This is a genomic window from Virgibacillus oceani, from assembly GCF_014638995.1.
Classification (GTDB): Bacteria; Bacillota; Bacilli; order Bacillales; family Amphibacillaceae; genus Virgibacillus_E; species Virgibacillus_E oceani.
This window is the reverse complement of sequence record NZ_BMFR01000022.1, coordinates 1-26,050: the sequence shown is the minus strand read 5'-3', so window position 1 is coordinate 26,050 and position 26,050 is coordinate 1. Positions and strand designations below refer to the sequence as shown.

General features: G+C 41.9%; 25 protein-coding genes. 20 read left to right on the top strand and 5 right to left on the bottom strand.

The window, feature by feature from the left end:
• The first annotated feature begins 1 nt into the window (after nt 1).
• The 12 genes from IEV74_RS17460 (at nt 2) to IEV74_RS17410 (ending at nt 12,353) form a co-directional block, all read left to right on the top strand.
• On the top strand, nt 2-1,006 hold the full coding sequence (locus tag IEV74_RS17460) for an ABC transporter ATP-binding protein (RefSeq protein WP_188456657.1): 1,005 nt from the start codon (nt 2-4) through the stop codon (nt 1,004-1,006).
• Nucleotides 1,007-1,027: 21 nt separating this feature from the next.
• Entirely contained in the window at nt 1,028-2,665 is a 1,638-nt protein-coding gene (locus tag IEV74_RS17455) for a peptide ABC transporter substrate-binding protein (RefSeq protein ID WP_188456656.1), read from the top strand.
• 224 nt (nt 2,666-2,889) lie between these two features.
• Nucleotides 2,890-3,810: a S66 peptidase family protein gene (locus IEV74_RS17450; protein WP_188456655.1), complete on the top strand. Its 921-nt coding sequence runs from the start codon at nt 2,890-2,892 to the stop codon at nt 3,808-3,810.
• Nucleotides 3,811-3,837: 27 nt separating this feature from the next.
• Nucleotides 3,838-4,935: a dipeptide epimerase gene (locus tag IEV74_RS17445; RefSeq protein WP_188456654.1), complete on the top strand. Its 1,098-nt coding sequence runs from the start codon at nt 3,838-3,840 to the stop codon at nt 4,933-4,935.
• 23 nt (nt 4,936-4,958) lie between these two features.
• Nucleotides 4,959-5,909 carry a C40 family peptidase gene (locus IEV74_RS17440; RefSeq protein WP_188456653.1) on the top strand — a complete coding sequence of 317 codons (951 nt, stop codon included), beginning with the start codon at nt 4,959-4,961 and terminating at the stop codon, nt 5,907-5,909.
• 53 nt (nt 5,910-5,962) lie between these two features.
• A complete protein-coding gene (locus tag IEV74_RS17435) occupies nt 5,963-6,919 on the top strand; it encodes an ABC transporter ATP-binding protein (protein ID WP_373284369.1) in 957 nt (318 codons plus the stop codon).
• A 348-nt stretch (nt 6,920-7,267) separates the two neighbouring features.
• Nucleotides 7,268-8,434, top strand: a complete 1,167-nt coding sequence (gene spoIID / locus IEV74_RS17430) for a stage II sporulation protein D (RefSeq protein ID WP_229683238.1) — start codon at nt 7,268-7,270, stop codon at nt 8,432-8,434.
• A 228-nt stretch (nt 8,435-8,662) separates the two neighbouring features.
• Entirely contained in the window at nt 8,663-9,625 is a 963-nt protein-coding gene (spoIIQ, locus tag IEV74_RS17425; protein ID WP_188456651.1) for a stage II sporulation protein SpoIIQ, read from the top strand.
• A gap of 245 nt (nt 9,626-9,870) precedes the next feature.
• Nucleotides 9,871-10,944, top strand: a complete 1,074-nt coding sequence (locus IEV74_RS17420; RefSeq protein ID WP_229683237.1) for an AimR family lysis-lysogeny pheromone receptor — start codon at nt 9,871-9,873, stop codon at nt 10,942-10,944.
• A gap of 106 nt (nt 10,945-11,050) precedes the next feature.
• Nucleotides 11,051-11,182 (top strand): hypothetical protein, encoded by a 132-nt coding sequence (locus IEV74_RS19900; protein ID WP_268233846.1) that lies wholly within the window; start codon nt 11,051-11,053, stop codon nt 11,180-11,182.
• A 461-nt stretch (nt 11,183-11,643) separates the two neighbouring features.
• Nucleotides 11,644-11,928 carry a sporulation transcriptional regulator SpoIIID gene (spoIIID, locus tag IEV74_RS17415; RefSeq protein ID WP_188456650.1) on the top strand — a complete coding sequence of 95 codons (285 nt, stop codon included), beginning with the start codon at nt 11,644-11,646 and terminating at the stop codon, nt 11,926-11,928.
• Nucleotides 11,929-12,026: 98 nt separating this feature from the next.
• Entirely contained in the window at nt 12,027-12,353 is a 327-nt protein-coding gene (locus IEV74_RS17410) for a hypothetical protein (protein WP_188456649.1), read from the top strand.
• A 174-nt stretch (nt 12,354-12,527) separates the two neighbouring features.
• On the opposite strand, the gene IEV74_RS17405 is transcribed toward IEV74_RS17410, so the two are convergent.
• A complete protein-coding gene (locus IEV74_RS17405; protein WP_229683236.1) occupies nt 12,528-13,592 on the bottom strand; it encodes a nuclease-related domain-containing protein in 1,065 nt (354 codons plus the stop codon).
• Between the two features lie 1,000 nt (nt 13,593-14,592).
• Here IEV74_RS17405 and IEV74_RS17400 point away from each other — a divergent pair.
• The 4 genes from IEV74_RS17400 (at nt 14,593) to IEV74_RS19960 (ending at nt 17,870) form a co-directional block, all read left to right on the top strand.
• Entirely contained in the window at nt 14,593-15,594 is a 1,002-nt protein-coding gene (locus IEV74_RS17400; RefSeq protein ID WP_188456648.1) for a rod shape-determining protein, read from the top strand.
• A gap of 58 nt (nt 15,595-15,652) precedes the next feature.
• On the top strand, nt 15,653-16,459 hold the full coding sequence (locus IEV74_RS17395) for a flagellar hook-basal body protein (protein WP_188456647.1): 807 nt from the start codon (nt 15,653-15,655) through the stop codon (nt 16,457-16,459).
• A gap of 11 nt (nt 16,460-16,470) precedes the next feature.
• Nucleotides 16,471-17,301, top strand: coding sequence for a flagellar hook-basal body protein (locus IEV74_RS17390; RefSeq protein WP_188456646.1), 831 nt, complete (start codon nt 16,471-16,473; stop codon nt 17,299-17,301).
• Nucleotides 17,302-17,402: 101 nt separating this feature from the next.
• Nucleotides 17,403-17,870: a DNA-directed RNA polymerase subunit beta gene (locus IEV74_RS19960; RefSeq protein WP_188456645.1), complete on the top strand. Its 468-nt coding sequence runs from the start codon at nt 17,403-17,405 to the stop codon at nt 17,868-17,870.
• Between the two features lie 41 nt (nt 17,871-17,911).
• Here IEV74_RS19960 and IEV74_RS17380 read toward each other — a convergent pair whose 3' ends face one another.
• Nucleotides 17,912-18,058: a lmo0937 family membrane protein gene (locus IEV74_RS17380; RefSeq protein WP_188456644.1), complete on the bottom strand. Its 147-nt coding sequence runs from the start codon at nt 18,056-18,058 to the stop codon at nt 17,912-17,914.
• 175 nt (nt 18,059-18,233) lie between these two features.
• Between IEV74_RS17380 and fabZ the strand changes: the two genes are divergently transcribed.
• Complete coding sequence (fabZ, locus tag IEV74_RS17375; protein ID WP_188456643.1) at nt 18,234-18,653, top strand: 3-hydroxyacyl-ACP dehydratase FabZ; 420 nt, start codon at nt 18,234-18,236, stop codon at nt 18,651-18,653.
• A 172-nt stretch (nt 18,654-18,825) separates the two neighbouring features.
• Nucleotides 18,826-19,137, top strand: a complete 312-nt coding sequence (locus tag IEV74_RS17370) for a hypothetical protein (protein WP_188456642.1) — start codon at nt 18,826-18,828, stop codon at nt 19,135-19,137.
• Nucleotides 19,138-19,211: 74 nt separating this feature from the next.
• On the opposite strand, the gene IEV74_RS17365 is transcribed toward IEV74_RS17370, so the two are convergent.
• Nucleotides 19,212-19,400, bottom strand: a complete 189-nt coding sequence (locus IEV74_RS17365; RefSeq protein WP_188456641.1) for a YjfB family protein — start codon at nt 19,398-19,400, stop codon at nt 19,212-19,214.
• Between the two features lie 320 nt (nt 19,401-19,720).
• Between IEV74_RS17365 and IEV74_RS17360 the strand changes: the two genes are divergently transcribed.
• Together IEV74_RS17360 and IEV74_RS17355 are read left to right on the top strand one after the other, a co-directional pair.
• Nucleotides 19,721-20,575, top strand: coding sequence for an efflux RND transporter periplasmic adaptor subunit (locus IEV74_RS17360; RefSeq protein ID WP_188456640.1), 855 nt, complete (start codon nt 19,721-19,723; stop codon nt 20,573-20,575).
• Entirely contained in the window at nt 20,572-23,640 is a 3,069-nt protein-coding gene (locus IEV74_RS17355; protein ID WP_188456639.1) for an efflux RND transporter permease subunit, read from the top strand. Before IEV74_RS17360 ends, IEV74_RS17355 begins: the two co-directional genes overlap by 4 nt.
• A 191-nt stretch (nt 23,641-23,831) precedes the next feature.
• Here the strand turns inward: IEV74_RS17355 and IEV74_RS17350 are convergent, their stop codons facing one another.
• Together IEV74_RS17350 and IEV74_RS17345 are read right to left on the bottom strand one after the other, a co-directional pair.
• Nucleotides 23,832-24,275 carry a threonine/serine exporter family protein gene (locus IEV74_RS17350; protein ID WP_188456638.1) on the bottom strand — a complete coding sequence of 148 codons (444 nt, stop codon included), beginning with the start codon at nt 24,273-24,275 and terminating at the stop codon, nt 23,832-23,834.
• Nucleotides 24,276-24,350: 75 nt separating this feature from the next.
• Nucleotides 24,351-25,094 carry a threonine/serine exporter family protein gene (locus IEV74_RS17345; RefSeq protein WP_188456637.1) on the bottom strand — a complete coding sequence of 248 codons (744 nt, stop codon included), beginning with the start codon at nt 25,092-25,094 and terminating at the stop codon, nt 24,351-24,353.
• Nucleotides 25,095-26,050: the final 956 nt, after the last annotated feature.

Genomic DNA, 26,050 nt, shown 5'->3' with positions numbered 1-26,050 from the left:
ATTGGAAAAAATTCTTGAAGTAAATGATCTCCATGTCACGTTTACGACATATGGAGGTACCGTAAAGGCTGTGCGTGGAGTTAATTTTCATTTAAATAAAGGGGAAACATTAGCGATTGTTGGTGAGTCAGGATGCGGGAAAAGTGTTACATCAAACGCGATTATGCGATTAATTCCCGATCCTCCAGGTAAAATTTCCAACGGGTCGATCCTGTTCAATGGAAAAGATTTAACGAAACTTACAGAAAAAGAAATGCGGCAGATCCGCGGTGTAGACATCTCGATGATATTTCAGGATCCGATGACCGCGCTGAACCCAACGTTAACGATTGGAAGCCAGCTTATCGAAGGATTGCGTCAGCATCATAAAATTTCAAGTGAAAACGCTAAAAAGAAAGCTCTGGAAATGATGGATTTAGTCGGTATCCCAAATCCGGAAGTCCGCATGAAACAGTATCCGCACCAATTTAGCGGAGGGATGCGTCAGCGTATTGTGATTGCGATAGCGCTGATCTGTGAACCAGAGCTGCTAATCGCGGATGAACCAACAACAGCACTCGATGTGACGATTCAGGCCCAGATTCTGGAGCTCTTTGAAAAAATACAGGATACAACCGGCGTTTCGATTATATTAATCACGCACGATTTAGGAGTAGTGGCGAAAATCGCTGATCGAATTGCCGTGATGTACGCTGGGAAAATAATCGAAGTTGGAACGAAACGGGAAATTTTTTATCAGCCGGAGCATCCCTATACACAAGGATTGCTTAAATCAGTTCCAAGGCTGGACTTAAAAGGGGAGAAACTGACCCCAATTGATGGTACACCACCAGATTTATTCTCACCTCCAACGGGATGTCCGTTTACAGCAAGATGTCCGTTTGCGATGGAGGTGTGTGATAAAGTTTATCCTTTCCAATCTGAGCTTTCAGACACACACCATGTGGAATGCTGGCTTCAGGATGAGAGGGCAAAACAGCTTTTGGCTACCTCAGCCGCAAAATAAAAAACAAGGGGGAAAAGTTTTATGAAAAAATGGCTTTTATTGCTGTTGGCAGCACTAACAGTTATCGTTTTAGCAGCGTGTACAGCTAATGAAAGTGCTGGCAAGAAAGATGATGAAGGAGGAGGGGCGGATGAGGGCACTGAGACAACAGAAGAAAAAGTGCTTTACATGAATAATGGCGATGAGCCTACATCGTTTAACCCGCCTGAAGGTTTTGACTCTGTATCATGGACTTCATTAAACAACCTAATGGAGGGCTTAACCCGTTTAGGCAAAGATGACAAACCGCAGCCAGCAATGGCCGAAAGCTGGGATATCTCAGAGGATGGTAAAACTTATACATTCCACCTCCGTGAAAATGCGAATTGGTCAAATGGCGATCCAGTAACAGCAGGCGATTTTGTATATGCCTGGAAACAATTATTAAATCCTGACAATGCATTCTCAACATCATTCCTTGGCTATTTTATCGAGGGCGGCGAGGCATACAACGCTGGTGAGGGATCAGCAGATGATGTTGCAGTAAAAGCAGTAGATGAAAAAACGTTTGAAGTAACACTGACAGCTCCAACAGGATTTTTCCTGCATGTTATTACAAATCCAGCATTCTTCCCGGTTAACGAGAAGGTTGCAAATGAAAACCCAGAATGGTATGCGGAGGCAGATTCATTCGTTTCCAACGGCCCATTCAAGCTTGAATCATGGAAGCATAATAGTGAAATGGTATTTGTGAAAAATGACCAATATTGGGATAAAGACACTGTAAAACTTGATAAAATTCATTGGGCAATGGTTAACGATACAAATACAGAATATCAAATGTTCGAAAGTGATGAACTGGATATGACGGAAATTCCTTCTGACATGGCTGAACAGCTGATTAACGGAGATAACGTTATCGTAGAAGATCAGGCAGGACTTTATTTCTATCGCTTTAATGTAGAAAAAGAACCTTTCCAAAATGCAAAAATCAGAAAAGCGTTCGCATTGGCAGTCAATCAGCAGGATATTGTTGATTTCGTAACAAAAAATAAAGAAGAAGCAGCGAAAGGCTTTGTTTCTCCAGGGTTTGTTGGACCAAATGGCAAGGACTTCCGCGAAGTAAACGGTGATCTTGTTACATTTAATCCTAAGGAAGCGAAGAAGTTATTAGAAGAAGGCATGAAAGAAGAAGGCTATGATGAATTGCCGCCAGTAACGTTAACATACAACACGGACGAAGCGCATAAAGCAATCGCCGAAACAATGCAAGGTATGTTCAAGGATAACCTTGGGGTGGACGTTAAGCTCGAAAATACAGAGTGGAACGTATTCCTTGAAGATCAAAAAGGACTGAAGCATCAGCTTTCACGCAGTTCATTCCTATTTGACTACGGTGATCCGGTTAACTTCCTGGAAAGCTTCCTAACCGATTCTTCAATGAACCGTACAGGCTGGTCAAATGAAGAATACGATAAATTAATCCAGCAAGCGAAAACAGAGACAGATGAAGAAAAACGCTGGGAAAGCATGTATAAAGCTGAAAAGCTATTAGCTGAAGAAATGCCAATTTTCCCAGTTCATTATTATAACCAAGTATATATTTATAAAGATGATATTACTGGTATAGTTCGCCACCCGGTAGGATATTTAGAATTGAAATGGGCGGATAAAAAGTAATTTAGGATTAGCTCGCAATGACGGGGAATGAATGCGCAAACCAAATTAAGACAGTGGGAAACTGGAAGATCATCGTGCAAATTCTTGCCGCAATAAGTGCAATCCCGAGTTAACAACCGAGCATTGCCAGGGGGAAAAGGAAAGGCTCACTGCATATGTATGTGGGCCGTCCTTTTCCTATTCATACATATTTCACTGAAGTACATAAGAAAGAAGGTAAATTCATGATCCTTTCTGAACGTCTGCAAAAAGGAGATACCATTGGGGTTATTGCACCTGCAAGCCCGCCTGACATGAATGATTTAAAACGAGGTATTTGTTTTTTTGAACAGCTGGGACTGCGTGTAAAGCTTGGCAGGCATATCGATGAAGTATACGGCTATTTAGCAGGTACAGATGAACAGAGGCTTGCCGATTTTCATGAGATGATTGCCGACCCAAGTATTAAAGGGATTATTTTTGCCCGTGGCGGCTATGGGACTGGAAGAATTGCATCGGATATCGATTACCAATTAGTTGAAGAAAATCCAAAAATAATCTGGGGATACAGTGATATTACCTATATCCATACAACGATCCGTCAAGCAACAGGGCTTGTGACATTTCATGGACCAATGGTTGAATCGGATGTTGCAAAAGACAATTTTGACGAATTATCCGCACAGCTTTTCCAGCAATTATTTACTCCCACAAGACTTCATTATTCGGAACAACTATCATCATTAAAGGTAATGGTATCTGGTGAAGCAAGCGGCGAACTTGTCGGCGGGAATTTGTCTTTGCTTGTAAGTACACTTGGTACACCACATGAAATTGAAACAAGAGGGAAATTAGTGCTTATGGAAGATATCGGAGAAGAGCCGTATCGTGTTGATGCTATGCTTAACCAGCTGAAGCTTGCGGGAAAACTAAAGGATGCAGCAGGAATTATCATTGGCGATTTTGCCAAATCCAAGCCCAAGAAAGAAAAGCCTTCTCTGACATTGGAGCAGGTTTTTCATCATTATTTCGACAAACTGTCCTGCCCAGTGATGTCCGGGTTCAAAATAGGCCATTGCATGCCGCATTTTGCTGTGCCACTTGGAGTACAGGCAATGCTATCGACGTACAAAAAATCATTAACAATTGAAGCAGGAGTGAAGTAGCTTCCTGCATGCTGGAGGAATGAGTGGATGAACATCAGGGATATAGAAACATTTCAAGCAGCAATTCCATTAAAAAAGCAGTTTAAAACTGCATTGCGCACGGTTACCATTGCAGAATCTGTCGTCGTCAAAGTTACGTGTGATAATGGGGTGATCGGCTTTGGAGAGGCACCGCCGACTCATGTTATTACAGGGGATAGTTTAGCTAGTGTTGATTATATGCTGACAGAAGTTTTCAAACCTCTGTTAATCGGCGAGTCGTTGTTATACCGAGAACAGCTTTTTGAAAAAATACAGACAGCAGCTGTTGGAAATACGAGTGCTAAAGCAGCCCTTGATATGGCGCTTTATGATTGCATTGCACAACAAGCAAGAATGCCGCTTGCACAATTCCTTGGCGGTTACCATGAAACAATTGAAACCGACTATACCGTTAGTGTGAACAGTCCGGGGGAAATGGCCGAAGATGCACAGCAGTATGTAAACGATGGCTTTTCTGTTTTAAAAGTAAAGGTAGGAAAAGACTTAATAAAGACAGATGTAGCCCGGATTCAAGCAATTCGGGAGCAAATTGGCAGTGATGTATTCATTCGTCTTGACGCAAACCAGGGATGGGATGCGAAAGGAGCGGTTAAAGCGATCCGTCAAATGGAGGATCTTGGACTGGATATCGAATTGATCGAACAGCCTGTGAAGGCACATGACCTTGAAGGGCTAAAATATGTTACAGATCATACGGATACGCCGATAATGGCCGACGAAAGTGTGTTTTCACCAATGGATGCAAAGCGAGTATTGGAAATGAGAGCAGCAGATCTGATTAACATTAAATTAATGAAGACAGGCGGCATCCATCAAGCACTTAAAATCGCCAAGCTGGCTCAAATTTATGGAGTGGATTGCATGGTAGGCAGCATGATTGAAACGAAAATCGGCATAACGGCAGCAGCCCATTTTGCCGCAAGCCAGCCAAATGTTACACGCTATGATTTCGATGCGCCATTAATGCTTGCAGACGATTTAATAGAGGGTGGCATTACATACAAAGGTAGTTCAATAGATTTGGGCGGTAAAACCGGTTTAGGCATAAAAGCGGTACACCAAGACTATGTCCGTATCGATTAAGACATCATTAAAGGAGGCACATAATGGTTAAACAAACGTTTGATCAATTTCCAGAAAAGCTATGGGTTGCGTCGGTACAAGTGGCAACAGTATGGACTAATCCTGAATCCGCAAGAGAGATGGATTCGCCCGGAACAACAAACCCTACAAATATAGACGAATGGACGAAAGCACTTACCCCAGAAACCAGACTAGCATTGTGTGAAGAAAATCGTGTACAGACACAATTACTCTATGGGGAAGCGGTACTAATAACGGAGATAAAAGATGGGTGGGCACATGTTGTAATCCCGGATCAGGAATCGATAAAAGACAAACGGGGATATCCCGGCTGGGTACCACTCCATCAATTAAAGGAAGTTTCCAAAACAGATTGGCAGCAAGAAAAAACAGCAGCTATAGTTGATGATAAGGCATGGCTTGAAAAGGAAGATGGCGAAAAACTATTAAAGCTTAGCTATATGACCATGCTGCCAGTAGTTTCGGAGAACGAGACGCGAGTAGGAGTAATGACGCCACACGGCAAGCAGTTTCTGCCAAGGCCCGCTGTCAGCATTTTTAATTCTGCTGAAGGTATAGAAAAGCAAGGTGGTAAGGCTATTGTTAATGCTGGCGAAAAGTATTTAGGGCTTGCTTATTTCTGGGGAGGAATGAGTTCGTTTGGGTATGACTGTTCAGGGTTCAGCTATACCATGTCAAAGGCAAACGGCTATCAAATCCCGAGAGATGCCGGTGACCAGGCAGAGCAAGGGATTGCAGTTCCCTTCAATCAGCTGCTGCCAGGAGATTTAATTTTCTTCGCATATGATGAGGGGAAAGGAAGCCTTCATCATGTTGGAATCTATTATGGAGATGGAAAAATGCTTCACTCGCCAGGTACTGGTAAGGGTATTGAAATCATTAAACTAGAAGGTACCGTATATGGGAAAGAACTTTGTGCTGCAAGCAGGTATTGGCAAGGAGTGGGGGAATAAGGATGGACCAGGAGAAAATTTTACAGGTACATGAATTAAAGAAATATTTTAACATGGGAAAAGGCAGTGTTTTGCAAGCGGTTGATGGTGTCAGCTTCCATGTGAATAAAGGTGAAACGTTCGGTCTTGTTGGTGAATCCGGCTGTGGTAAGTCAACCATTGGACGAACGATTATGGGACTTTATGATAAAACAGACGGTGATGTATTGTTTGATGGTAAAAACGTCCATGAACTCAACGAAAAGGAACGATTCCATTTTTACCGCAGTATGCAAATGATTTTTCAGGATCCGTATGCATCGTTAAACCCTAGATCAACGGTCAAAGAGGTAATTTCTGAGCCTATGGAGGTCCATGGATTATACAAGAATAAGCGGGAGCAGTTAGATCGCGTGTACCAGCTTTTGGAAGAGGTTGGATTAAATCGTGATCACGCTAATCGATATCCGCACGAATTCAGCGGGGGTCAGCGCCAGCGTATCGGGATCGCGCGTGCCTTAGCATTAAACCCGAATTTTATCATTGCCGATGAGCCAATCTCAGCCCTTGATGTATCGGTTCAGGCCCAGGTTGTTAATTTGCTCAAGGAATTACAGGTTGAAAAAGGTCTGACGTTCTTATTTATCGCCCATGATCTGTCAATGGTCAAACAAATTTCCGACCGTATCGGTGTTATGTATTTAGGAAATATGGTTGAGCTGACCGCAAGTGAAGAATTATATGAAAATCCGTTACATCCATACACACAGGCATTGCTATCGGCCATACCAATTCCGGATCCGGATATTGAGGAAACGCGGGAACGGATTATTTTACAAGGTGAACTGCCAAGTCCAATTAACCCGCCGAGTGGCTGTGTTTTCCGTACACGCTGTCCAATGGCAATGGAAGTTTGTTCAATGAAAAAACCAGTGTGGCAAGAAGTCGGTCAGAATCACTATGTTGCCTGTCATTTGTATGATGATACATTAGAAAATAAGGATTTGACTAAACAATTAACCAGGGTCTGATTGGAAGGGTAATTAGCAGCAAAAATTTCGAATAGCCAAAAAGGAATATCCGAACTAATACAAATTCTAATTGAAAGAATTCATGGTTCGGATTTCTTTTGACTAAAATTTTTTGTCCCAGCCATTCCCAATTATGCACCGTTAAACAATCGGCATGTTAAACGGAAATGCCCCGCGTGAGACAACCTATTATCGCCCCCCTATTCCCTCTCTTTTTTCAAAACTAAACCACATTTCTAGTTCTATTGTTTTTACAATCTGTATAAGTTTAATAGTAGGAATGATAGATAAAAAAACACCAAAACAAACAGTAAATCCAGCACTATTCACCATTAAAGGAGGCGACTAATGAAAAAGAACAAGTACTACAAAACTGTACCCAAAGCTTGGAAAAAGAAGAAAACGGCAATGAAAAGAAAGAAACCCATGATATACGACCAAAACAAATTGATTGCCAAGCAGCGGGATAAGCCTGCAGCACTTCATAACCTGAAGAGCCTGAACAGGAGATCAGGGACTTGGAAAATGCCAACGATCCTGCTCGTATCAATCCTAATCACCATCATTCTTGTTATTCCTACATTAATCGTGTTGCCGTATATGAATGACGATGATGAATTAACGGTAAAAAATGAAGAAGCACCAAAAGAAGTAGAAATCAGTTTGGGAGATTCGCCATTCTCTGTAGCTGTTATGCGTGCCAATTCGGACCAGGTTGAAAATGTACCTTTGGAGACATATGTATCCCGTGTTGTGTCTGGTGAAATGCCTGTTGATTTTGAATTGGAAGCATTAAAGGCTCAGGCACTGGCGGCAAGAACGTTTATTGTAAACCATATGCTCCATCAGGGTGCCTCTGACAAGTCAGATATCACGGATACAGTTAATGACCAGGTTTATAATAATGAGGCGGACCTTCGTAAAAAATGGGGCAGTGACTATACCAAAAATATGAACAAAATTAAGAAGGCCGTCGCTGCTACAAAGGGGCAAATTCTAACATACAATAATGCACCGATCTCACCGGCATATTTTTCAACAAGCAATGGCTATACGGTGAACTCAGAAGATTACTGGGAAAATGAATTGCCTTATTTACGAAGTGTTAAAAGCCCATGGGATACGAAATCACCAGAATTCTTAGAGCAGGAAATCCTATCCATAGAACAGGTTGAAAAGGGACTGGGTGTCGACCTGCCTGAAAATATAACGGTTAATATGACGAGATCCGATAATCACCGGGTTCGGGAAATGAATATTGCAGGAAAGTCCTTTACGGGCAGAGAGGTTAGAGAAAAATTGGATTTGCGGTCGACTGACTTTACAATGGAACAGAAAAGTAATCATTTGATTTTTAAAACAAAGGGCTATGGGCATGGAATCGGTATGAGTCAGTATGGTGCCAATGGTATGGCCAAAGAAGGAAAAAGCTACAAGGATATTGTTAAATATTATTACCAAGGCGTTTCCATTAGTGATATAAATGAAACAGCACCAACGCTTGTAGCTAAATAAGACTTACCTTAGAGTGATTTGATTTATAGTCAAATTACTCTTTTTTTCTTGCATAAAGGAATACTCTCGTAAACTATAATGTCCCCTTGTTAGAACCCTCCTTTTGCCTGATTAAACCTTTAATTTACCCATCTATTCTTAAAAAATGCATAAAATCAAGAAATTTTTTTATTGAGATGTATAGATTTTCATTTTTCTGATCAGAATGGTTGTTGAGGTGATGAGATTATGAAAGAGGAAAACAACGGCACTCCAAAAAATAAGTGGAGTCGCATTTTCCGTAAGAAGTGGTTTTTCCCGGCGGTGTATTTGACCGTAGCTGCTGTTCTCTTGACAGTTGTTGTGTGGTATCAAAATTTGGACAACCAAGTTCAGGATGAAGCACAGGAGCAAACAGAAGATTATACACCTAACCCGGCAGATCAAGATGCAGAAACTGTAGTTGGTCAACAGGAACTAGTTAAAATGCCTGTAGAAAGTCCAGATAAAGCAGAAATCGTAACTAAATTTTATGATTACAACGCAGACGAAAAGGACCAGGAAGCTGCACTTGTCCTTTATAACAACCGATACTATCAAAGTACAGGTATTGACATTGCACAAGCCGATGGGGAAGCATTTGATGTAATGGCATCATTAAGTGGAACTGTTACAAATGTGAAAGAAGATCCGCTTTTAGGTAATGTTGTAGAATTGACGCATGAGAATGAAGTAACAACCTACTATGCTAGTCTAGGCGAAGTCAATGTTAAAGCTGGCGACGAAGTGAAACAAGGTGAAGTTGTAGGAACTGCTGGTCAAAATTTATTTGGCAAGGATATCGGCACACATGTCCATTTCGAATTACGTAAAGATGGAAAAGAAGTGAATCCGGAAGCGTTTTTTAACCAGCCATTAAGCAGTTTAGACAGTGCTTTATCTGAAGAAGATGGATCCGAAGCAACGGATGAATCAAATGCAGCAGAGGAATCAAGTTCAACGGAAGAATCGGAAGCTACGGATGAAACAGATGCAGCTGACGACTCAGATGTATCAGAGGATTCTGATGCAACGTCAGATGAAAATGCTGAAGAACCAAATGATTCCGAGCAAGAGGATCCTGGCCAATCACAGGATGACGAAACAGATGCAGGCGATGAAAATCCCACAGACGAAACATCTGAATCATCAGCTTCATCTGCTAGTGCATAATCGTAAATAAAATAGTTATAACCCTAGTAGTTTCTCTAACTAGGGTTATTTTTTTTTGCGATTCTAGTGAACTTGAAAGTAAGTATAATGGGGGAAATTCGATACTAAAATAGCTTGCAGAAATTGTCGAACGATTGCGGCCATTTTTTTAGCAAAATTGTGTTATTATAGGCAAAGTACTACTAAGATGTTGACATATGCTGAAAAGTGTTTTTTGTTAAATGTAACGCGTTACACAAGGGAAAATGACTATATATCGAACTGGTTTAGAAAGGAAAGAGTACATGATATACCCTAATACTGACTTTGCAGCTAATTCTTTGATAACGTTTCCAGGCAATGGTGAACTAACGTTGGAGCAAGTACGTCTCCTGCTGGCTCATGAGCATGATGATCAGACAGTGCTAGAGTTAATGCGTAAATTCTGTTTACAAACAACTTCACCTGATATTAGTAAAAAAGGTATGGAGTTCTTATATATGAATGGGTTTTACAATGATTTGCAACTGCTAATTAACAAAAATAAAAAGTCCGCTAACAAATCAAACAGGAATTGGGGGGCAGTCTATCAACTTGTCATTGATAGAAGGCTAGGAAAGCACAACCCCCATGACATTTTAAAAATGGTAAGACGCATTAAAACGGACGAATCGGATTTAAAATGTGTCATAGAATTTGTGAAAATAGCGGTATATTACGAAATCAGTGAATTTGGCGAAATGGGTAACTTCCTGGATAAATTGCAGCATTTATTTGACGATGTAGAAGATCCGTTATTAGTATCCTATTTCAATATCCGGCTTTACCAAAATTTATTTGTTTATTATTGGGTCCGGAACGAGTTAATCATGGCGAGAAAATATGCCTTCCGCGTCCTGAATCATACAACAAATATTAAAACAAAGGTCAATCTGCACATTAACCTAGGATTAACCTATACATTTGATACCTATTTTCAAGGGATGTATCACATGTCCGAAGCGTTAAAGCTGGCAAAACAAAATGACTTGCAACGTAATGTTAACATAATCGAAAACAGAAATATTCCTTTCTTATCCGCACACTTCAAACGCACGGAAGGTATTGAAACAGATGACAGAAGTGAACAGGCGCATCTTGAAGTAGCCAAAGGCAATCATGATAAAGCCGCTGCTATTCTAGATGATGTTCCAATAAATAGTCCATTTAGACTATATTATTTAGGGTTAGCGAAAAAAGATAAAAACAAATTACTTCAGTCCTATAATCACTTTATTGAAAAAAGAAGTGACCACTTCTTCGGCAGACTGCCACTGAATGCGTTAAAACAGATGGTTTAACATAGCTTTCCACAGGTATATTGGACGGGGATTTCATAATAGGCCCAGTCCGCCATAAATAATCAGTCAAACCTTGCTGCAATATGGGAGAGAGGAGGCTAAACATATGCGTAAAGCGCGAATTGCAGTTGTTCTTACTACTGTATCATTACTATTTTTTCCTTGCACAAGTATATTTGCTGATGACACAAGCATTCTTGAAGACAACCAAGATCCCGGCCTAGGCGATATTGATTAATTCAGAAAATCACCCTAGATGTGGATTGCGGATTTAAACACAACTTTTCTTGAAAAATCCCTGTTTGAAAATGTAACCATTCAAGAAATACGGTCTGCAATCCATCCTTTTTAAAAAAACTCCTTGTCCTCCTTCCTAATGATGTAATTTTAATCATAATCACCACAGTTAAGTAATAAAATGTTACAAACCAAGCATTCAATTAACGTCTGAGGTGAGAGCATGTGTGGCTTGTCAAACACACATCTATTACATACAAAATTTTTATGGCAAAACGCGTTACCGTATTTATAAGGAGAACTTCTATGACGGTATTGCCTTTAGATCCTTCACAATAATAATCTCTTATGACAGCTACTACACTGAAACATTTCCAGCCGCTATATGTCCCGTAACAAATCTCGATCACCTTGTCTCAAAAGATACACCTCGGAAATAGACAACTTAGGGAGGCGAACGGTGTGCACGATTACATCAAGGAGAGGACTATCAGGATAGGGAGACATGTCGTCGAGACGAAAATGACCGTCCGTATGATAGCAAAAGAATTTGGTGTTTCAAAGAGCACTGTCCACAAAGATTTAACAGAGCGTTTACCGGAAATAAACCCAGAATTAGCAAACCAGGTAAAAGATATTCTGGAATACCACAAATCAATCCGCCATCTCCGCGGAGGCGAAGCAACTCGAAAAAAATACAAAATTGACCCAGCAAGCAAAGAATCAACAATAGAGCCTGTCGGATAATAGGCTTGATGCTTCCATAAAGGAGGTGATGGCAAAAAAATTAATACAGTTGTGAACGAATGATGTACTTAGCTAATCCTTAGTAGCAGAAAATCCACATGAAGAAGGCGTTACCGAAAACCCAGCCGTTGAGGCTGGGTTTTCGGGTGTTGGTGGTTTATTGGAGGGAGTATCGGCGGGAGAGCAGGAGAATATCAATTCCAGAGCGAGAACATCAATCGTTAGGGGAACATCAACCGGAAAAGGGGAGCATCAACCCCAGGGAGAGAACATCAACCGGAAAAGGGGAGCATCAATCCCAGGGGGAGAACATCAACCGGAAAAGGGGAGCATCAACCCCAGGGAGAGAACATCAACCGGAAAAGAGGAGCATCAACCCCAGGGAGAGAACATCAACCGGAAAAGGGGAGCATCAACCCCAGTGAGAGAACATCAACCGGAAAAGGGGAACATCAACACCAGAGAGAGAACATCAACCGGAAAAGAGGAACATCAACCCCAGGGAGAGAACATCAACCGGAAAAGAGGAACATCAACCCAAGGGAGAGAACATCAACCGGAAAGCAGTAGGTATCATCCCCAAGTGCAAAACCAACGCACTAATTTAAATAAAACTTATCTTCTATTTCGCTTTTATTTTTATTATTAAAATCGAGTATTGATCTGTTCCTGCTAAGAAAATCAGAGTTTTGAGGGAAGTTTTTTAACAAAGGAGCGTGGTATTCTCTAGCGCTATTTTTACCAGTTTGGCTTAATTTCATTGAATTTAATATAACATATGCTGTTCTCCCAGACGTGATTTGAAGTAATTGCCTGCATTTTTTATTTGTGATTGTGTTTTTATAAAGGAGAAAATAGTCCAAAATAACGCGTTCATGTGCTTTATGATTAATTGTAGAGCATTTTGGACAAAACCATTTTTTATATAAACGGTTTATTGGATAGTGTTGGCAGTTGGGGCACTGAATTCCTTTTATGAGATGATGTTCCGATATATTATAGGTTTTAAATAAATTAGGGAGGTACGGAGTGTTTTCATTCAATATTGTGTTACTAATTTTATTAATTGTTGATTTGGTCAAAACATCTTTCGTATATTTCAAGGATAACTTATCTAAGTGTTCATGTAGGCTTTCTGCATGAATTAACTTGTTATAAATTTCAGTATCTCCTTCCTTAATTCGGATTATGGTGGAGGGATTACTTATAACAGAAATGGTTTCGACAGGTATGTTTATATTAAATTTTTGTAGCCATGTTACCAGATTCACCTTTTGTGCTTCAGCCTGAAGTATTGGATCCTTATAACCATTTTCGACTTCACCCTTTTTTTGAATTAATTGCCGGAGCACGGGATCATACTCGAGTTCTCCAGAAATATTCTTAATTTCCAATATACAAAAGAACTTTTTGGTTAATATTAATGTGTCAATTTGAAAATAATGGTTGAAGTTTTTTAATCGAATATCAGGATGGATCAAGAAGTCATTGTGGGGATATAGTGCCAGTTTATAATCAACATCCTTTTCTCCACGGAATCCAGCGTAGTATCGGTTATAATCCGCAATAAGTATTTCATTTGTACGATATCTTTCCAGGAGGCATCGGAATAATGCTTCATAACATAAAATTACATACGGTTTAGTACGGTATTCAGCGAACAAATATATTCACTCCTTTTTTGTAGTCTAGGTATATAGTTCGACATAATTTAGCAAAACCCTTTTATTTTATATAAAAAATTTTTTTGTATAATTAAAACATCATCTTAAGAGAGGGAATATCAATCCGTTAGTGTGAACATCAACCCGAGAGCGGGAACATCAACCAGAGGGCGCGAACATCAACCCGAGAGCGGGAACATCAACCGGAGAGCGGGAACATCAACCGGAGAGCGAGAACATCAACCCGAGAGCGGGAACATCAACCCGAGGGCGCGAACATCAACCCGAGAGCGAGAGCATCAACCCGAGAGCGGGAACATCAACCCGAGGGCGCGAACATCAACCCGAAAGCGAGAGCATCAACCCGAGAGCGAGAGCATCAACCCGAGAGCGAGAGCATCAACCCGAGAGCGAGAACATCAACCCGAGGGCGGGAACATCAACCCGAGAGAGCGAACATCAACCCAAGAGAGCGAACATCAACCCGAGAGCGAGAACATCAACCCGAGCGAACATCAAACCCGAGTGCTCGAACATCAACCCGAGAGCGGGAACATCAACCCGAGGGCGAGAACATCAACCCGAGAGCGAGAGCATCAACCCGAGAGCGAGAGCATCAACCCGAGAGCGGGAACATCAACCTGAGTGCTCGAACATCAACCCGAGGGCGCGAACATCAACCCGAGAGCGAGAGCATCAACCCGAGAGCGGGAACATCAACCCGAGGGCGCGAACATCAACCCGAAAGCGAGAGCATCAACCGGAGAGCGAGAACATCAACCCGAGAGCGAGAGTATCAACCCAAAATCAAGAACATCAACCCGAAAACCAGAACATCATCCCAATAACCAGAACCCCCACCACCATCCTACAAAATTTATCCAACTTTTTTCCTCTATTTGCAGTTAATTGTTGAATTTTGTGGTAAAATATTATATTAGTAGCATTGTGTTCGTTTACATATTGCGAGAAGAGAATGTAGCAGGGAGGATCTAGATACATGTTTTCTAGGGATATCGGAATTGACCTTGGAACTGCCAATGTGTTGATTCACGTTAAAGGTAAAGGAATTGTTTTGAATGAGCCGTCAGTTGTTGCGATGGATCGTACGACAGGCAAGGTTCTTGAAGTTGGAGAAGCGGCTCGCCGTATGGTCGGGCGTACACCAGGAAATATTGAAGCCATTCGTCCATTGAAAGATGGCGTTATTGCTGACTTTGATGTTACAGAAGCGATGTTAAAACATTTTATAAATAAAATTAATGTACGTGGATTTTTGTCTAAACCGAGAATGCTGATTTGCTGCCCGACAAATATTACGAAGGTTGAGCAAAAGGCGATTAAAGAAGCTGCTGAGAAATCCGGCGGCAAGAAGGTTTACCTTGAGGAAGAGCCAAAGGTTGCGGCAATTGGTGCTGGTATGGAAATTTATCAGCCAAGCGGAAATATGGTCGTTGATATCGGCGGCGGTACAACAGATGTTGCGGTCCTTTCAATGGGGGATATCGTAACAGCCCGGTCAATTAAAATGGCTGGTGATAAGTTTGATGTGGAAATACTTCAGTACATAAAGAAAAAATACAAACTGCTAATCGGTGAACGTACTGCGGAGGACATTAAGATTAACGTTGCAACTGTTTTTAAAAATTCACGTAAAGAAGAAATGGATATCCGCGGGCGTGATATGGTTTCTGGTTTGCCACGCACTATTACTGTGTATTCGGATGAAATTGCAGAAGCGTTGCGCGAATCTGTTTCACTGATTACACAAGGGGCAAAAGCAGTGCTTGAGAACACACCGCCAGAATTGTCCGCAGATATTATCGATCGTGGCGTAATTTTAACCGGCGGCGGTGCATTGATTCATGGAATTGATCAGCTGTTAGCGGAAGAATTAAAGGTTCCTGTATTTATGGCGGAAGAGCCAATGAATTGTGTTGCTAAAGGTACAGGTATTATGCTTGAAAATATTGATAAAATTGAACGTCGTAAAATCGTTTAACTTTTAACTCACCCTATTTTAAAATTTCCTAAACTCGCCAATAAAGGAGATGAACGTCTTGCTTAGAGGATTTTATACCGCGGCTAGTGGTATGCTGGCTCAACAGCGGCGCCAAGAAGCACTTTCTAATAACATTGCCAATGCAAATACGCCTGGATATAAAGCAGATCAGCCAACATTGCGTGCATTTCCGGAACTATTGATGCAGCAAATGGGGACAAAAAATATTCCAACGGTAAATGGCGGGCTGAATCTTCCCGTACAAAATCCAATCGGTGCATTGAACACGGGAGTTTATGTTCAGGAATTAGTGCCGAACTATATGCAAGGGGATGTACGGGAGACAGGTATCTCGACCGACATGGCATTGATTAATGGGGCATTACCGGATGAAACAGGCAGCTTGTTTTTTACTGTGCAAAATGAGGACGGGGAAGCACGCTATACAAGAAATGGCAATTTTACCGTTGATGGACAAGGCTTTTTAGTAACGGACCAAGGATATTATGTTTTGGATCAAGCGGGTAATCCAATCCAAACAAATGGAATGGATTTCACCGTTACACAGGATGGATTCCTGCAAGCGGAAGGGCAAACGATTCCATTAGGCATTGCTTATGCGGCAAATGCCAATGAATTGGTGAAAGAAGGAAATGGTCTGTTTGCAGGTGATGCAGGCGCTGTACCAAATGGGGCCACATTTACATTGCAGCAGGGTTTTCTGGAGCGTTCAAACGTTGACTCACTACAGGCAATGACGCAAATGATGGAATCGTACCGCATGTTTGAAACGAATCAGCGTGTTTTGAAAGCGTATGATGAGAGTATGGGTAAAGCAGTAAACGAAATTGCGCGATTAGGCTAGGAGGGGATTTTATGTCAAGAACGATGATACAAGCAGCCGTAACGATGAATCAGCTGCAAAATAAGCTTGATGTGATTGGGCATAACATGGCTAACAGTCAAACACCTGGCTACAAAAATCGGCAGGCAGATTTTGCATCATTATTGTTTCAGCAAATTGACAACATGACAAATCCTGCCAATGCTGAAGGCAGACTGACCCCTGATGGTGTAAGGATTGGATCAGGTGCAAGACTTGGATCAGTAAATATTGACCTGACCCCCGGTGCGATAAAGGAAACGGATCGTGCACTTGATGCGGCATTGCTTGAAAAGAATCATCTTTTTCAAGTTCAAGTTACTGAAAATGGAGTTACGGAAACGCGCTATACCCGGGATGGATCCTTTTATTTAAGCCCGATTAACAATAATCAGGCCGTTATGCTTACAACAAAAGATGGTGATCCGGTTTTAGGCGAAAATGGTCCAATCATGTTTGCGGATGGATTTGATGACATTACGATTCAGCCAAATGGACAAATTGTTGTCAGACGCGGGGAACTATCTGAAACAGTTGGTCACTTGGATATTGTCGAAGCAGTTCGGCCAAGGCTGTTGGAAGCTACTGGACAAAATAATTTCCGTCTTCCTGATCTTAATGAATTGAATTTTAATTTTAATGAAATCATTCAAGCTGCAAATCCAAATTCGGATAAATTGAAAAGCGGTGCACTTGAGCATTCGAATGTTGATATTTCCAAGCAAATGACTGACATGATTATGACGCAGCGTTCCTATCAATTTAATGCTAGAACGATTTCAATGAGTGATCAAATGATGGGGCTCGTTAACCAGCTTCGCTAACAGTGTTGACGAAAAGCATAAAAATACACTATAGTTGTCATATGAAATTTGTCAGTAATGATTTCATTATATAGATGCAAGGGAATAAGGAGAAACAAACCATGTCGACAAACCAATCCGAAAAAGCCGCTGTAGAAGAGCAGCCAAAAAGGGGTTTAAAACAACTGAAAGATTTGTTGAAAAAACTCAAAAATAAGCTTAAAGATATATATGAAAACAAGCTTAAGAGGAAGCCAAAAACAGAAAAAGAAAACGAAACCGGAAACGCAGCCCGCAGAAAGCAGAAGCAAAAGGAAGAAAAACAAATTGACGCAGGTGCAGAAACTGATGTTGTAACCCGTAAACAACAAAAGAAGAAGCAAAAAGAAGAGAAACGATTAAACAAGAAACCAAGACGCCGTATTTTTCCAATTTGGCTGCGAATTATTGTCGTTCTTATTTTTTGTGCTGTTGCCTTGGTTGTCGGATTAATGGTCGGGTATGGTGTTATCGGTGACGGGAAACCTTCAGACGTTTTGGAAATGGATACATGGCAGCATATTATCGATATTGTTAAAAAAGAAAAATAATAAGAAAAGCATGGTTGCTGTGTTTGTGCAACCATGCTTTATTAATGCTCGCGTTTCCCAAAAATTAATCGTATAATCAAAACGATTAATGCAATAACAAGTAATACGTGCACAAGTCCGCCGGCGATTTTGAATAAAAATCCCAGTGCCCATAAAACAATCAGAATTACAATAATGGTCCAAAGCATGATATGTGTCCTCCTTTCTGTTACTTTTTGCATCCTACTTTAGTTGTATACAGGATTCTTTTAATATCATTTTATATCTTTATTTAGAAATTCCTCTATTTCATCCAGGTGAAACTTTTCTCTGTTATAATGGTGGAAAAGCTATACATATACATTTCTTAAAGGAGCGTTTTAAATGGACATTCAGGAAATAAAAGATACGATACCACATCGTTACCCGTTTTTATTAGTGGACAAGGTAACAGAAATGGAAGAGGGTAAACGCGTTGCTGGAATAAAAAATGTTTCCATTAATGAACCGTTTTTCCAAGGACATTTTCCGGACTACCCAGTTATGCCAGGTGTGTTAATTGTTGAGGCGCTTGCGCAGACTGGTGCAATCGCGATGCTTAGCAAGGAAGAAAACGAAGGAAAAATTGGTTTTTTGGCTGGACTTGATAAATGCCGATTTAAGCGTCAGGTCAAACCTGGGGATCAGCTGAAGCTTGAAGTGGAAATCCTGCGTTTAAAAGGACCGATCGGAAAGGGTAAAGGTGTTGCAACCGTTGATGGCGAAGTTGCCTGTGAAGCGGAAATCACCTTTGCAATTAAATAATGTTTGATTAATCCCCTGTACATCTTTCGTATAGGGGATTTTAAATTTTAAAAACTTGCGGGCATCCAAGTAAAAATGTAACTATATAAAATTTCTCTTCTTTATTAGTATCACATTAAAAAAAATGGTTAAGCTAAGGCTGAAAGTGAACGATTAAAGGAGGAATTTAACAATGAAAAGGAAATTGCTAATAAAGTTTGGCGCTCCAATTTTGGCATTGTCACTTGTCGCTGCATGTGGTAACAATGACAATGGGGACCCGGTAGAGGACGATGAGGCACCACTTAACCAGGAGGACAATGGTGATCAAGATTTAAATGATGATCAGGGTGGAGACCTTCAGGATGATAACGGTGATTTGAATGGTGACCAAAATGGGGATATGAATGGCGACATGAATGGAGATAACGGCAACGGCAATGGCAACAACAATGATAATAACAATAACGACGACTTGCTAAAAGATGATAATAAAAATCAATAAGTCATCATTATAATTGCCTGGATGAAATCCCCTGTACTGCAGGGGATTTCGTCTGACCCAGGAGCACAAATATGCTACACTTCCAAATCAACCACATTGCCTAAAGTTGGATGCGGTGCACGTGGCCCTGATTGTTGAAGCAATTCCATCAATTGCTGTCCTTGCTGCTCCATAAGACCCTTTACCTTACTCATAACAGCTAAGCTTGCATCGGCTCGTACCTGCGTATTTGCCATTACAACAGACATTGCTGCTACATCCATGTAATCACCCCTAATTTGTGACCTTCCCCCTTATTTCGACATAATTTCCAGCAATCTTTAGTACTCCTTCTTGAAAAAAAACTCCAGAACGTGCATTATTTCCGCTTCTCCAAAAGTAAATAAAAAATTCACACTATAACCTTGCTTCATACAAGGCAAAACACTTATGATGTAGAAAGGTTAAGGTAATAAAGTGAAACCATTTTACCCCGCTGCCCGTATGATGAGAAAGATATAACATATGAAGCTGAAATATTCAAAGATTGCACTTCTTGGTGACATAGCGTTTTAAAAAAGGAAAAGAGGAGTACATACCCATTATGAAAAAAATTGTTTTACTTGCAATTGCAGTGATTTTTACCGGACTGCTTACTGCATGCAATCAGGAGGATGAAACAAACAAGGACAAAAAAGACCGTATTACACCTGTGGAAACTGCACAAGCGATTCAAGAGGACTTAGTTATTGAAAAGGAGATTTATGGTCGAACTCAACCGGCTTCACAGACACCCGTAATGGTGCAGGTGCCTGGTGAAATTACCAGCCTTGAAGTGGAAAATGGAAACACAGTGGATGAGAATGATTTAATTGCAACCATTGCAGGAAGAAATATTTATGCACCAAAAGCGGGGCAGGTTGCCAAATTATCTGCTGATGAGGGATCGGTAGTTTCTAATTCGGAACCGCTAGCCGTAATTGCCGATTTACGTTCATTGAGCCTGCAATTTAATGTTACGGGAGATGACCTGGCATTGCTCGAAAAAGAAGAAACATATAATGCTGTTATAGACGGGGAAAAGCATGAGGCGAAGGTAACGTCAATTGGGTCATTGCCAAACGAAACTGGCTTATACTCGATTGAAGCAGCAATGGACAATGAGGATGCTGAAATTTTACCAGGGTCTTTTGCCGTGCTGCATGTCCCGGAGCAAAAAGTTAAGGATGCAATTATTGTACCAACAGAAGCAATTGTAGAAGAAAGCGGCGAATCGTTTGTTTATGTAGTTAACAATGATAAAGCTGCAAAAATAAATGTAACCGTGAAGGAAACACAATCAGATAAGACAGCCATTGAAGGTGAAGTGAAAAAAGGGGACCAGGTTGTAACAAGCGGTCAGCTGACACTAGCAGATGGCAGCAAAGTGAACGTTGTGAAAGCGGGGAATAAATCGTGAAGTTAGTTAACACCTCCGTCAAACGTCCAGTTGGTGTCATCATGATTGTGCTTGCGATATTAGCATTAGGCTTCGTATCTGTTCGAAGCCTTGTTATCGATCTATTTCCAAAGATTGATCTGCCCATCGCGGTTGTCGCAACTACATATAATGACGCAGCACCACAGGAAGTTGAAAACCTAGTCAGCCGGCCAATCGAGTCATCCGTCAGTTCGGTTGAGGGTATTGAAACGGTTCAATCACAATCCCAGGCTGGGTCCTCACTAGTGATGATGATGTTTAAAAATGGAACCGATCTTGATCAGGCATTACTCGACGTAAGGGAAAAAATCGATCAAGTAAAAGGAATGCTGCCAGAAGGTGCGGGTGATCCAAGCGTTCTCCGGTTCAGCCCGGATCAATTGCCAGTTATCTGGGTTGGTCTGACCGGTAAAGACCCAGCAGCACTAACACAAATTGCGGATGAGCAGCTTGTACCATTCTTTGAACGCCAGGGCGGTGTCGCATCTGTAACCGTTGAAGGCGGAAAAGAACGTGAAATCCAGCTTATTCTGGATCAGGCAAAATTGCAGCAATACGGTGTTTCACCGCAAATGCTTGTGCAAGCACTGAATAGTTCCAATAAGTCAGCATCTGCAGGGTCTGTTGAAAAAGGAAACCAGGACCTGCAAATTCGAGTCACAGGCGAATTTGAGTCAATCGATGCTATTAAACAAACGTTTGTTCAAACGGAAAAAGGTGCAAAGATTCATGTAGAAGATGTTGCGGAGGTAAAGGATACATTTAAAGAATCATCAACTTCGACTCTTGTAAATGGAAAACCATCTGTTGTGCTCTCCGTAATGAAAAAGACCGACAGCAATACGGTGGAAGTTGCTGACAATGTTCGGGCAGGAATGGATGAAATACAGGATAAGTTGCCACCTGGCGTAAACCTGGATGTTATTATTGATACATCGGAATTCATTAAGCTATCGATAAGCTCTGTTGTGCAAAACATCCTGCTTGGCGGGATTATTTCCATCCTGGTTTTACTGTTATTTTTAAAAAGCGTTCGTGCAACAATTGTTATCGGCATCTCTATCCCAATTGCCATTATCTCCACGTTTACATTAATGTATTTTACCGGTGAAACGCTGAACGTATTAACGCTCGGAGGACTTGCGCTGGGGCTTGGAATGATGGTCGACAGCTCCATTGTTATTTTAGAAAATATATACTCCTATCGCCAGCGCGGCTATAGTTTATTTGAAGCAGCAACAAAAGGGGCATCGGAACTCGCACCAGCTGTTATTGCTTCAACAACGACTACCTTGGTTGTATTTTTGCCAATTGTTTATGTAGAGGGAATTGCATCGGATTTATTTACACCACTTGCCTTAGCAGTGTCCTTCTCGCTAATTGCATCACTTGTTGTTGCCGTAACGCTCGTACCAATGCTTTCGTCAAAATTACTTTCAAAGGCTATGGAAGACAATGGACGCAGATATTGGTTTGATCGTTTCATGAATCGCGTTAATAACGGTTACCGCAATGTATTAAAGTGGGTACTAAAGCATCGGAAAACAACGGTAATCGGTACAGCAGCGGCAATTGCAGCAAGTCTTGCGCTGATACCATTTATTGGTGCGGAATTCATTCCTTCATCAGACCAGGGACAGGTTCAAATTCAAGTGGAAGCCCCAGCTGGAAGTTCGCTTGAATATACGGAAGGCATTGTCGAACAGGTTAATGAAAAATTAACAACGTATGAAGCAGATATTGAAACAAATTATGTGAGTATCGGCGGCGGTGGTTTCGGTGCAATGGGAGGAAATGCTAATCAAGCGACCTATACCATGCAGCTAATCCCATCATCGGAACGGGAAAAAACAACGACAGACATTGTGCAGGAAATGAATGATGACATCCAAACGATTGCTGGTGCGGAGTTTACCGTTAGTGTTATGGACGGTGGAATGGGGATGGGTGACCCTGTACAAATTCAGTTAAACGGTCCCGAGCATCAAGTGTTACGCGAATTAGCTGATCGTGTCGTAGCTCAGATATCTGAAGTTGATGGTGTGTATAATCCTGAATCATCAGCAGCTGCGGGTGTACCACAGCAAACCATTTCGATTGATGAAGAAAAAGCGGCCATGTATGGTTTAACACAGCAGCAAATTACAAGTCAGATTCAACTGCAGTTCACGGGACAGGTGGCGACACAATATCGTGAAGAAGGCCACGAAATGAATGTCACACTCATGTATCCTGAGGATGAACGCAGTACAATTAGTGATCTGCAAACGATGACGATTCAATCGCAAACAGGAACCGCAATCCCACTGGAAACTGTCGCGACATTTAAAGAGGTACAAGGACCAGTAACATTACAGCGGGAGAACCAACAGCCGCAAATGAATGTTACGAGTGAGGTTGTCGACCGTGACCTGGCGGGAGTTGTGGAAGATATTGAAGCCATATTAGCTGACATGAATCTGCCAGAAGGCTACAGCTACAACATTGGCGGGCAGGCAGAGGACATGGCTGAGTCATTCTCAGATTTAGCGCTAGCACTGGTATTTTCCATTTTCCTAGTGTACGCGGTAATGGCAGTACAATTTGAAAATTTCCTATTCCCGCTCATCATCATGTTTGCAATGCCGGCAACCGTAATTGGTGTCTTGCTCGGACTGTTTGTAACAGGACTGCCACTAAGTATACCAGCCTTCATCGGGGTAATTATGCTTGCCGGAATAGTCGTCAACAACTCCATCGTACTCGTGGATTATATTAATATCTTGCGGCGAAAAGGAATTGACAGGTATGAAGCCATCTTAGAAGCGGGACCAAGCCGTTTGCGACCTATTTTAATGACAACATTGACTACAATCCTTGGAATGGTGCCATTAGCCCTAGCACTAGGCGAAGGGGCAGAAACACAGCAGCCATTAGCAGTTACGATTATATTCGGATTAACGATATCAAGTATATTTACACTGCTATTGATTCCGGTTGTTTATACATTGTTTGATGATTTGACTGGAAAGATTACGAGAAGGAAGAAGAAGGAGAGCGCATAGTTTTTTGTGTGAAGGGCCGCCTGGGAGGGTGGTTCTTTTTTTGTAGTGTTTGGAGGTATATTGGTGATCGAAAAGCGGGAATTTCGATGACTGTAAGGATACTGGACAATGGGTAAAACGACCGCTGTATGAAAATATTGACTGAAATAGCCAAGTACCGTACAGAATATCAATCATCATCAAAAATGTAATCAACGTGTCCTTTTCCACGACCATTTCCGTATCATTTGCTTTACAACCTCTGAAAACATGAGCCCAATCGCAATTCCACCCGCCAACAGCATAACCTTCGCTGACAGCTGTACTGCGGTAAAATAATCGTTTTCCACAAAATTGCGCATGGCATCGTATGCACTTCCACCAGGTACGAGCGGGATAATTCCGGATACGATAAAGATGATAACCGGGGTTTTATAAACTTTTGCGCAGATTTGGCTTAATCCCCCAACAAGCATTGCTGCAAGTACAGTAGCGGGAACAACATCCATTTCCTGCAGAACAAGCACATAGTATAAAATCCAGCCCAGCATACCGACAAGCCCGCATTGAATCAGCGATCTCCGTGGTGCATTAAATAAAATACCGAAACCAGCAGCGGCGATAAAACTTGTTACAAGTTGTGCAAGTATTACCATGTGAATTATCTCCTTTCTGTGGAAAAGTTTCCGTTTGATGTGAGTTTGTCATTTCCCGCTCTTTGCCGAATACTATCAAAATAACCCAAAAACGACAGCGATCCCAGCGCCAATGGCAAAAGCGGTCAATACTGCTTCAACACCCTTCGACAAGCCAGCGACCAAGTGACCTGCCATCAAATCCCGGACTGCATTGGTAATATGCAGGCCAGGCACAAGCGGCATGACGGCCCCAATAATGATTTTGTCCATGTAGACACCAATGCCATTATCCACAAATGCCAGAGTTAGCACCCCAATAATAAACGAGGCAAAAAATTCAGCAATAAAACGAATTTCCACTAATCGCTCAAACCAAAGCATTCCCGCAAAGGCCATCCCGCCGATAACAAACGATGGAATAAAATCAGCCCAAATCCCGCCGAACATAATGGTAAAACATCCACTGACAAAAGCAGCAGCAATGACTTGAAGCCAGCTCGAAAACGTAGGCGTATCCCTATCAACACTTTCCAGCATTGTAAGAGCCTTTTTTAATTCAATCTCTCCAGCAGCAACCATCCGCGAAATATTATTTACTTCTGCAATTTTATGTAAATCAGTTGAGCGATTTGAAATCCTCATAAAATTGGTGACTTCCGATATGTCGATAGAAAAATTAATGCCAGTTGGCGTAGCGTAGCTCTGTGCATTAGGAAGCCCAAAAGTAGAAGCAATTCGATTCATTGTATCCTCCACACGATACGTCTCCGCACCACTCTGCAGCATAATTTTTCCCGCCAGCATACACACTTTTACAATGTTATGTTGATTGTTCATGTTTTTCACATCCTTTATATGAAAACATCCGCACTAATCTGTCTAGATAATTATAAGGGGAATGGTTGGGGAATGAAAGGTGGAACGGTTGGAAAAGTGAAAAATGCTGCTGTTTTGTTGTGGTAATGATGGTTTTGATTAAATATTGTTGGGAGGGTGGAATATTTATGGGAGAGTAGAAAATCGACGGGAGAGGGTGAATATCGGCAGGAGAGCCAGCACATCAACCGGAGAGCCAGCACATCAACCCGAATAGCAGCACATCAACCCGAAAGCGCTGAACATCAACCGGAGAGCCCGAGCATCAACCCGAGGGCAGGAACATCAACCCGAAAGCGAGGAACATCAACCGGAGAGCCAGCACATCAACCGGAGAGCCAGCACATCAACCGGAGAGCCAGCACATCAACCCGGAGAGCCAGAACATCAACCGGAGAGCCCGAGCATCAACCGGAGAGCCCGAGCATCAACCCGAAAGCGAGGAACATCAACCCGAGAGCCAGCACATCAACCCGAAGTGCCAGGACATCAACCGGAGAGCCCGAGCATCAACCGGAGGGCAGGAACATCAACCCGAAAGCGAGGAACATCAACCGAAGAGCCCGAGCATCAACCGGAGGGCAGGAACATCAACCCGAAAGCGCTGAGCATCAACCGGAGAGCCCGAGCATCAACCGGAGGGCAGGAACATCAACCCGAGAGCGAGGAACATCAACCGGAGAGCCCGAGCATCAACCGGAGGGTAGGAACATCAACCCGAAAGCGAGGAACATCAACCGGAGAGCCCGAGCATCAACCCGAAAGCGAGGAACATCAACCCGAGAGCCAGCACATCAACCCGAAGTGCCAGGACATCAACCGGAGAGCCCGAGCATCAACCGGAGGGCTGGAACATCAACCCGAAAGCGAGGAACATCAACCGAAGAGCCCGAGCATCAACCGGAGGGCAGGAACAT